The sequence below is a fragment of the Variovorax sp. CAN15 genome (assembly GCF_030462475.1).
Classification (GTDB): Bacteria; Pseudomonadota; Gammaproteobacteria; order Burkholderiales; family Burkholderiaceae_C; genus Variovorax.
Window position 1 is genome coordinate 1 of record NZ_JASMRZ010000125.1, and the last position, 9,260, is coordinate 9,260.

The window sequence follows — 9,260 nt, forward strand, 5'->3', positions numbered from 1 at the left end:
ATGATGTCCACGATCTTCTTGGACGAGGCATTGATCGAGCCCATGGTGTCGACCACCTGGGACACGACGCTGCCGCCCTTGACCGCCACCTCGGAGGCTGACACGGCCAGCTGATTGGCCTGCCGGGCGTTGTCCGCGTTCTGCTTGACCGTGGAGGTCAGCTCTTCCATCGAAGCGGCCGTCTGCTCCAGCGAGCTGGCCTGCTGCTCCGTGCGCGAAGACAGATCCTGATTGCCCGATGCGATCTGCCCCGAAGCTGTCGCGATGGTCTCGGTTCCTTCTCGAACCTCGCCCACTACCTTCGCGAGGTTCGTGTTCATCTTCCTGAGCGCTTCCATCAGCTGCCCCGTTTCGTCGCGGCCTCGCACTTCGATGTTCGCGCTGAGGTCGCCCTCGGCCACCGTCTCGGCTACCTGCACGGCCTGTGCCAGCGGACGCACGATGCTGCGCGAGATGAAGAAAGCGAAGACGCCGCCGCTGACCACGACCAGGGCAGTCAGCAGCAGCTGCAGGTTGAAGCTGCGAGTGTTGGCCGCGTCGATGGCCTCGCTCATGTCGTCGATGGCCTTGCGCTCCAGCGACAGCAGGCTCAACACGCGGGTCTCATAGGCTTTGGCGGCCGGCAGGAAGCTTTCCTTGAAGACGCGCGCGGTCGCGACCGTGTCGCCGCCGGCCTTGGCCTTGCCCACGTCTTCCTTCGCGGTCTGGTACTTCGCTCTCAGTTCGAGGATGGACTTGAGGGTGGCTTTCTCCTCGTCCGTCACCAGCAGCTTCTCGACCTTGGCGATGGTCTCGCTGCCCTTCTTCACGCTGTCGGAGATGACGTCGGCGAAGACCACCGGCAGGCTCTCGTCGGTCGTGCGGGCGATCATCGACGTGCGGGCGATGGCCGAGTAGGTCAGCACATACCAGTCGGAGATGAGCCGCTCCTTCGCGAGCGGACTGCGCATCATGATCCGCGTGGCTTCGGCGTTGTTGCGCGCGGAGACCAGCGCGATGGCGGTCGAGACCACGGTCAGGCCCAGGACGATGGCGAAAGCCAGCGCCAGCCGGTTGCCGATGCGGAGGTTGGAGAGAAAGTTCATGGTAAGGCGTTCAGGAAAAGGTTGGAAACCGGGCCGGCCTTGCGACCTCGGACCGGGCTCAGGCGGTGGCGGCGGCTTCGACCAGTCCCATTTCCTCGCTGGACATGAGCCTGTCGATGTCCACAAGAATCAGCATCCGCTCATCCAGCGTGCCAAGCCCTATCAGGTAGTCCGCGTCCAGCACCGAGCCCATCTCCGGCGCAGGCTTGATCTGATCTCCCGTCAGCGTGATCACGTCCGACACGCTGTCCACCACCATCCCCACCACCCGACCTCCTATGTTCAGCACGATCACCACCGTGAACTGGTCGTACGTCGGCTCCCCAAGCTTGAACTTGATGCGCATGTCGATGATCGGAACGATGATCCCGCGCAGGTTCACCACCCCCTTGATGTACTCCGGCGCGTTCGCAATCCGCGTCACCGCGTCGTACCCGCGCAGCTCCTGAACCTTCTGGATGTCTATGCCGTACTCTTCCTCGCCCAGCTTGAAGGTCACGACCTCCAGGCGGCTCATGCCAGTGGCGGCGGGCGAGCCCGAGGCGGCCTGTTGCAGGGGATCTCTTGCCTTGTTCAGCATCTTTTCTTCTCCGGTTTGAATGGGGTTTTGGGGTTTTCGAGTGGACTCAGGCGGCTTCGGCGACGGTCTCGGCGGCCTCTGCCCTGAACACGCGCACGGCTTTCACCAGGCCGTCGGCCTGCTCCTGAAGCGACTGGGCCGCCGCGGAGGCCTCCTCGACCAGCGCCGCGTTCTGCTGCGTCACCTGATCCATCTGCGTGATCGCCTGGTTGATCTGCTCGATGCCCGAGGTCTGCTCCTGGCTCGCCGCCGTGATCTCGCCCATGATGTCCGTCACCCGCTTGACGCTGCCCACGATCTCTTCCATCGTGCGGCCGGCCTCTTCGACCTGCTTGCTGCCCTCTTCGACCTTCTCTACCGAGTCGCCGATCAGGGTCTTGATTTCCTTGGCGGCTGCGGCGGAGCGTTGAGCGAGGCTGCGGACTTCGGAGGCGACAACAGCGAAACCACGACCTTGTTCACCAGCACGAGCCGCTTCAACGGCAGCATTCAGCGCCAGGATGTTGGTCTGGAACGCGATGCCGTCGATCACACCGATGATGTCCACGATCTTCTTGGACGAGGCATTGATCGAACCCATGGTGTCGACCACTTGAGACACAACGCTGCCGCCCTTCACTGCCACTTCCGAGGCAGAGACAGCCAGTTGGTTGGCCTGCCGGGCGTTGTCCGCGTTCTGCTTGACCGTGGAGGTCAGCTCTTCCATCGAAGCGGCCGTCTGCTCCAGCGAGCTGGCCTGCTGCTCCGTGCGCGAAGACAGATCCTGATTGCCTGAAGCGATCTGGCTCGAAGCCGACATCACACCCGTCACGTTGGCGCCCACGTCCGCCACGATGGCGAACAGGTTCGCGCTCATCTGGTTCAGCGCGCGCAGCAGCCCGGTGATCTCGTCACCGCGCCGCACGTCGAAGCGCACGAGATCGCCACCCGCGATGGCCCTTGCGACATGCACCGCCTCGTCCAGCGGCCTGAACACAGTGCGCACCAGGAACTGCCCAAGACCCAGCCAGGCCATCGCGAAGCCCGCGCCGCCGATGGCCGCGGCACCTGGCAGCCAGCTCTGCGCGGCTGCGGATGCGGCCAGCCGGGATGCCTCCATCCAGCCGAAGAAGCCAAGGCCCAGCGACATCAGCGCCCCGATGCCGGTCGCGCCGAAGACGCGCTGGCGCACGGGGATGCGGCGAAGCCGGGCCAGCGGGTCGGTCCAGCCGCGCGAGACCACCTCGCCCTGCAGCAGTTCGATGTCCTTCGCGCGGCCTTCGCGGATGCGGGCATACAGCGCCTCGGCCTTGGCCACCTCGGCGCGGCCCGGCTTGCTGCGCACGGACATGTAGCCCTGCGTGCGGCCGTCGCGGCGGATGGGCGTGACGTTGGCCAGCACCCAGTAGAAGTCGCCGTTCTTGCGGCGGTTCTTGATGAGCCCGGTCCAGGGCAGGCCTTGACCCAGCGTCTGCCACAGGTCGGCAAACGCCTCGGGCGGCAGGTCGGGGTGGCGCACGATGTTGTGCGCCTTGCCCATGAGTTCGGCCGCGGTGAAGCCGCTGGCCTCGATGAAGGCCGGATTGACGTAGGTGATGCGACCCTTCAGGTCGGTACGGGACACCAGGGCGGCGTCCGGCGACAGTTCGTATTCGGTGCCGGTGACGGGAAGATTGACGCGCATGGTCCGTTCGTCCTCCCCTCAGGCCGGGGTCGGGCGCTGCTGCGCGACCAGGTTCATCCGCACGATCGCCTGATTGATCCACTCGAAGCCCATGGTCAGGGCGATCGGCGTCGGTGCCGCCGCGAAACCCGGGCCGGGCCGAGTGCTGTTTTTCAGATCCTTCAAGCTCATACCTCTTTCTTCCTTCTCTAGCGTGAGACCGGGCCGCCGCATTCGATGGATGCGCCAGCACCGTCGTCCTGTTATCGGCACGTGCGCGCCAGAGTTGAGCCCTTTGTTATCAGAAAGTGGTCCATTCGTTAGCGTCGGCGCCGGCCATGGCCAGCTGGCGCACGGGCTCGCCGCCTCTCTCGCTGCCTTCCTGTCCGCGCGAGTAAAGAACATTCACCGGCTTCGCGACGGGGGTGGTGCGGCTGAGACCCGGGCGCTGCGCAGCACTGATGCCCGCGCCCTGGTCTAGCTTGAAGACGCCCACGGTCTGCACGAGGCTGCCCGCCTGCTCCTGCAGCGACTGGGCCGCCGCGGATGCCTCTTCGACCAGCGCCGCGTTCTGCTGCGTCACCTGGTCCATCTGCGTGATGGCCTGGTTGATCTGCTCGATGCCCGAGGTCTGCTCCTGGCTCGCCGCGGTGATCTCGCCCATGATGTCCGTCACACGCTTCACGCTGCCGACGATCTCGTCCATCGTGCGGCCGGCTTCTTCGACCTGCCTGCTGCCCTCTTCGACTTTCTCCACCGAGTCGCCGATGAGGGTCTTGATTTCCTTGGCTGCTGCTGCAGAGCGTTGAGCCAGGCTGCGAACCTCCGACGCCACGACTGCGAAGCCACGGCCCTGCTCACCTGCCCGCGCTGCCTCGACGGCTGCATTGAGCGCCAGGATGTTCGTCTGGAACGCGATGCCGTCGATCACGCCGATGATGTCGACGACCTTCCTGGACGACGCATTGATGGACTCCATGGTGTCCACCACCTGCGACACCACCATGCCGCCCCTGGTCGCGACTTCGGACGCCGAGACCGCCAGCTGGTTTGCCTGCCGGGCGTTGTCCGCGTTCTGCTTGACCGTGGAGGTCAGCTCTTCCATCGAAGCGGCCGTCTGCTCCAGCGAGCTTGCCTGCTCTTCGGTGCGGGAAGAAAGATCCTGGTTGCCGGATGCGATCTGGCTCGATGCCGTGGCGATCGTGTCCGTGCCGAGGCGGACTTCGCCGACCACCTTGGCAAGGCTCATGTTCATGTGCTTCAGCGCCTGCATCAGCTGGCCAGCCTCGTCGCGGCTTTCAACGCGGATGTCCACGCGCAGGTCGCCGGCCGCCACGGTCTCTGCCACTTCGACTGCATGGCCCAGCGGCCGCACGATGCCCGAGCTCAGGCGCCACGCGAACAGCGCACCCAGCACGACGGCAACGGCAGCCAGCGACAGCAGCATGATCCGGCCTGCGGCATAGTCTTCTGCGATCTCGCGGGCAGCCGCGTCGATCTCGTCGTGCTGGTGCTGGTCAAGCCTGTCGACTGCGATGCCATAAGCTGCCAGCGCCTCGGAAAAGGTGGTGTCGACCATCTTCTGCGCTTCTTCGATCCGCCCCCGGTCCTTGAGCGTTGTCAGGTTCGTCACAATCTCGCGCACCCTGGTTCGCGCGACCATGATCTTTTCGTAGAGCTCTTTCTCCTCCGGCGTGCTCAGCCTCGACTGGAACTCTTTCTGAACCGAGGAGATACGCTCCATGCCGGTCGACTGGAGCTTGGCGAAATAGGCTTCGAGCGTGGCATCCGGCGCCTTGATCATGGCAATGGTGGCGACCGAGGTCGACCTGAGATTGCTCTGCCATTCGCCGGCCAGGCGTTCCTTTGCAAGCGCCTGGGTCATCATCCTCTCCGTGGCCTGGCTCACGTTGGCCAGCCTCCATAGCCCGATGCCGGCCATGCAGGCCACAAGCAACAGCATCACCGCAAAGCCGAGCCCCAGGCGTGTGCTGATTCTCAGGTCCTTGAATCTCATACTTCCTCCTCCGATGACAGGGGACGGCACCCGTGCTTGCGCGACATGCGCAACACCGTCACCCCGCTATCGGCATCGGAATCTCGGACCTTCAATTTGTTAACTCAAAACTCGGTCCAGTCGCCCTTGGCGTCGCCGGCCATGGCGAGTTGCGGGGCGGCCGAGGGTTCCTTGCGCGTGGGCAGGGCCTTGGCGGGCCGCTTCGGCGCCGGTTTCGCCGGCCTCGGGATGGGTGTGATGGGCGTGAATCCGGGGCGCACGGTGGCGACGGCGTTGGCGTCGAGTTTGAAGATGCTCACGGCCTGCACGAGGCTGCCGGCCTGCTCCTGCAGCGACTGCGCCGCCGCGGAGGCCTCCTCGACCAGCGCCGCGTTCTGCTGCGTCACCTGGTCCATCTGCGTGATCGCCTGGTTGATCTGCTCGATGCCCGAGGTCTGCTCCTGGCTCGCCGCCGTGATCTCGCCCATGATGTCCGTCACGCGCTTGACGCTGCCCACGATCTCTTCCATCGTGCGGCCCGCTTCTTCCACCTGCTTGCTGCCTTCTTCGACCTTCTCCACCGAGTCGCCGATCAGGGTCTTGATTTCCTTGGCGGCTGCCGCGGAGCGTTGAGCCAGGCTTCGGACTTCAGAGGCCACCACCGCAAATCCACGCCCCTGCTCGCCGGCACGAGCCGCTTCAACGGCTGCATTCAGCGCCAGGATGTTGGTCTGGAACGCGATGCCGTCGATCACGCCGATGATGTCCACGATCTTCTTGGACGACGCATTGATCGAGCCCATGGTGTCGACCACTTGCGAGACGACGCTGCCGCCCTTCACTGCCACCTCGGAGGCTGACACGGCCAGCTGATTGGCCTGCCGGGCGTTGTCCGCGTTCTGCTTGACCGTGGAGGTCAACTCCTCCATTGAGGCTGCCGTCTGCTCCAGCGAACTCGCCTGCTGCTCGGTGCGCGAAGACAGATCCTGGTTGCCCGAGGCGATCTGCGCGGATGCCGTCGCAATCGTGTCCGTGCCGGTGCGCACCTCGCCGACGATCTTCACGAGGCTCTCGTTCATTTCCTTGAGGGCATGCATCAGCCGGCCGGTCTCGTCCTTCGATGCCACCTCGATGCGCGAGCTGATGTCGCCCGCCGCGACCTTCTCTGCCACTTGCACTGCCTCGCTGATGGGCCGGGTGATCGAGCGCGTGATGAGCCATGCAATGCCGGCGCCGACAAGCACGGCGACGCTGGCCAGTGCGAGCATCAGGTTGCGCGACCACGCATAGCCTTCGCCTGCCTCCTGGTTGGCCTCCATGGAGCGACGCTCCTGGTGCTCGGCCATCGCCTCTAGCTCCGCGAGCACGGCCCGCACGGCGGGCTGGAACCTGGAGATGAAGAGCGCTGTCGCCTCGTCGTTCCTGTTCTGCAGCGCGAACTCGCTGATCTGCGCGTTCAGCGGCACGAGCACGGCCACCTTCTCGTCGATGTGCGCGAGCAGCGCCTTGCCCTCCGGCGTGGCGAGCAGCTTGGCCAGCGCGCCGCGGCTTTCGGTGAAGCGTTCACGCGCGGCGACGAGTTTCTTCGACTCCTCGCGCATGGCTGCATCGTCGGTCAGGAGAATCATGTTGCCGTCGAGGATGGCGATGTCGCGGATCGAGTCCAGCATCTTGTTCACCAGGACTACCTTGACGTTGTTGCCGGTGACGATGCCGTTGAGCCGCGACTGGATGTCGGTCATCGCGCTGAGGCCCAGGCCAGCGATGCCGGCCAGCAGAAGGAGGACGGCAGCAAAGCCCGCGCCGAGGCGGACGCCTATCTTGAGATTGAGAAACGAGTTCATGGGGAGAGTTTTTTTTCAGAAATCTGGGCATTGACATGCTCGAACACCCTGTCGAGCCGGTCCGAGACCTTGGCTGCGTCATGGGTCGAACGGGTGACGGAGCGCATGACGAGCCATACGACGGCGATGGCGGTGAGCGATGCGGCCACGCCCAGCACAAAAACTGTCTGCCGCGCCCACTCGTCGCCGGCACCGGCCTTGAAGCCGAGGCTCAACGCCACGGCCAACAGAAACAACACGATGGCGAAGCCCGCGCCAATGCGCAGGGCAAGCCTGGGGCTGATACGCGTACGCATGGGTCTTCAGGCGGCCTGAGCCTCTTCTTCCGCATCGAGCTTGAAAGTACTGACCGCGCGCATGAGTTCGTCGGCCTGCTCCTGCAGCGACTGGGCCGCCGCAGAGGCCTCCTCGACCAGCGCCGCGTTCTGCTGCGTGACCTGGTCCATCTGCGTGATCGCCTGGTTGATCTGCTCGATGCCCGAGGTCTGTTCCTGGCTCGCCGCCGTGATCTCGCCCATGATGTCCGTCACGCGCTTCACACTGCCCACGATCTCTTCCATCGTGCGGCCCGCTTCTTCCACCTGCTTGCTGCCTTCCTCGACCTTCTCCACCGAGTCGCCGATCAGGGTCTTGATTTCCTTGGCGGCTGCAGCGGAGCGTTGAGCCAGGCTTCGGACTTCAGAGGCCACCACCGCAAAGCCACGCCCCTGCTCACCGGCACGAGCCGCTTCAACGGCTGCATTCAGCGCCAGGATGTTGGTCTGGAACGCGATGCCGTCGATCACGCCGATGATGTCCACGATCTTCTTGGACGACGCATTGATCGAGCCCATGGTGTCGACCACTTGCGAGACGACGCTGCCGCCCTTCACTGCCACTTCCGAGGCAGAGACAGCCAGTTGGTTGGCCTGCCGGGCGTTGTCCGCGTTCTGCTTGACCGTGGAGGTCAGCTCTTCCATCGAAGCTGCCGTCTGCTCCAGCGAACTCGCCTGCTCTTCGGTACGCGACGAAAGATCCTGGTTGCCTGCCGCGATCTGGCGCGATGCCACCGCAATCGAATCGGTGGAGGTCTTGATGCGCGTCACAAGATCGGTCAGCGTGTCTTCCATGTCGCCCATGCCGCGCAGCAGCCTGCCGAAATCACCGCCGCGCTCGGTCTCGAATTCCTGGCTCAAGTCGCCGGCAGCGACTGTCTCCGCGATCAGCAGCGCTTCGCCGATGGGCTGCACGATGCTGCGCGTCAGCAAACACGCAGTCGCCGTGCCGGCAAGCAGCGCCACGGCGGCCAGGGCAATGATCCAGGCGCGGCCCGAAAGGTACTTGGCATCGATGACGGCGGCTGTGCTGTCGATTTGCCGCTGCTGGTGGTTCACCATGGCACGGATGCCCGCCTCGTAGGCGCTCAGCGCGGGAACGAGCTGCGTGTCGGTCAGCTTCGATGCCTCGTCCTTGCGCCCCTCGGCCTTGAGTTTGAGGATCTGGTTGCGCAGCTCGACATAGTCACCGCGCTTTTTCTTGATGTCGGCGCTCAGCGCAAGCTCTTCGGGCGACGCCAGTACGGCCTCGAGCTTCTTCTGGGTTTCGGTGATGACCGCGCTGGTGGCCGCTATGTGCTTCCGCAGCAACGCCTGCACATCCGCATCGTCGCTCTTGAGCAGCGAGAAGGTGCGAATGCTGTTGTTGCTGGTGGCCAGTTGCCAGGCAGCGGCCAGCCGCTCCTTGGACAGCGATTCACGGACGAGATCCCGCGTCGCATCGCCCACGGCCTGCAGGCGAAGCACGCCGATGCTCGCGATGGCCATCAGGAGCAACAGCACCCAGGCAAAGGCGATGCCCATGCGTCGTCCCACCGTCCAGTTCTTCATCATTCCCATGCCTCCAGTCGGAACTTCCTTGTCTTCGTTCTATGGGACCGGCCTTCTCAGGCGGCCATCTTCTCGACGTGCCCCATTTCCTCGCTGGACATGAGCCTGTCGATGTCCACAAGAATCAGCATCCGCTCATCCAGCGTGCCAAGCCCTATCAGGTAGTCCGCGTCCAGCACCGAGCCCATCTCCGGCGCAGGCTTGATCTGATCTCCCGTCAGCGTGATCACGTCCGACACGCTGTCCAC

General features: G+C 64.5%; 9 protein-coding genes. All 9 read right to left on the reverse strand.

The annotated features are described in order from the left end of the window. On the reverse strand, positions 1–1,085 hold a 1,085-nt coding region (locus tag QMO14_RS31735; protein ID WP_301512045.1), incomplete at its 3' end, for a HAMP domain-containing protein. Between the two features lie 58 nt (positions 1,086–1,143). Continuing rightward, positions 1,144–1,602 carry a chemotaxis protein CheW gene (locus QMO14_RS31740; protein WP_301512052.1) on the reverse strand — a complete coding sequence of 153 codons (459 nt, stop codon included), beginning with the start codon at positions 1,600–1,602 and terminating at the stop codon, positions 1,144–1,146. Between the two features lie 109 nt (positions 1,603–1,711). After that, positions 1,712–3,328 carry a methyl-accepting chemotaxis protein gene (locus QMO14_RS31745; protein WP_301512046.1) on the reverse strand — a complete coding sequence of 539 codons (1,617 nt, stop codon included), beginning with the start codon at positions 3,326–3,328 and terminating at the stop codon, positions 1,712–1,714. Between the two features lie 18 nt (positions 3,329–3,346). Next, entirely contained in the window at positions 3,347–3,499 is a 153-nt protein-coding gene (locus tag QMO14_RS31750; protein WP_301512047.1) for a hypothetical protein, read from the reverse strand. Between the two features lie 109 nt (positions 3,500–3,608). Beyond that, positions 3,609–5,324 (reverse strand): methyl-accepting chemotaxis protein, encoded by a 1,716-nt coding sequence (locus QMO14_RS31755; protein WP_301512053.1) that lies wholly within the window; start codon positions 5,322–5,324, stop codon positions 3,609–3,611. Positions 5,325–5,428: 104 nt separating this feature from the next. Further along, positions 5,429–7,147, reverse strand: a complete 1,719-nt coding sequence (locus QMO14_RS31760; RefSeq protein WP_301512048.1) for a methyl-accepting chemotaxis protein — start codon at positions 7,145–7,147, stop codon at positions 5,429–5,431. After that, on the reverse strand, positions 7,144–7,443 hold the full coding sequence (locus QMO14_RS31765) for a hypothetical protein (RefSeq protein ID WP_301512049.1): 300 nt from the start codon (positions 7,441–7,443) through the stop codon (positions 7,144–7,146). The genes QMO14_RS31760 and QMO14_RS31765 overlap by 4 nt, the downstream gene beginning before the upstream one ends. A gap of 6 nt (positions 7,444–7,449) precedes the next feature. Continuing rightward, on the reverse strand, positions 7,450–9,015 hold the full coding sequence (locus QMO14_RS31770; RefSeq protein WP_301512050.1) for a methyl-accepting chemotaxis protein: 1,566 nt from the start codon (positions 9,013–9,015) through the stop codon (positions 7,450–7,452). 53 nt (positions 9,016–9,068) lie between these two features. Further along, positions 9,069–9,260 (reverse strand): chemotaxis protein CheW (locus QMO14_RS31775; protein WP_301512051.1); only part of this gene is annotated, 192 nt, incomplete at its 5' end.

Coding starts and splice junctions, on each gene's coding strand:
- QMO14_RS31740 (WP_301512052.1), bottom strand. CDS start 1,602: ATGAGCCGCCTGGAGGTCGTGACCTTCAAGCTGGGCGAGGAAGAGTAC.
- QMO14_RS31745 (WP_301512046.1), bottom strand. CDS start 3,328: ATGCGCGTCAATCTTCCCGTCACCGGCACCGAATACGAACTGTCGCCG.
- QMO14_RS31750 (WP_301512047.1), bottom strand. CDS start 3,499: ATGAGCTTGAAGGATCTGAAAAACAGCACTCGGCCCGGCCCGGGTTTC.
- QMO14_RS31755 (WP_301512053.1), bottom strand. CDS start 5,324: ATGAGATTCAAGGACCTGAGAATCAGCACACGCCTGGGGCTCGGCTTT.
- QMO14_RS31760 (WP_301512048.1), bottom strand. CDS start 7,147: ATGAACTCGTTTCTCAATCTCAAGATAGGCGTCCGCCTCGGCGCGGGC.
- QMO14_RS31765 (WP_301512049.1), bottom strand. CDS start 7,443: ATGCGTACGCGTATCAGCCCCAGGCTTGCCCTGCGCATTGGCGCGGGC.
- QMO14_RS31770 (WP_301512050.1), bottom strand. CDS start 9,015: ATGATGAAGAACTGGACGGTGGGACGACGCATGGGCATCGCCTTTGCC.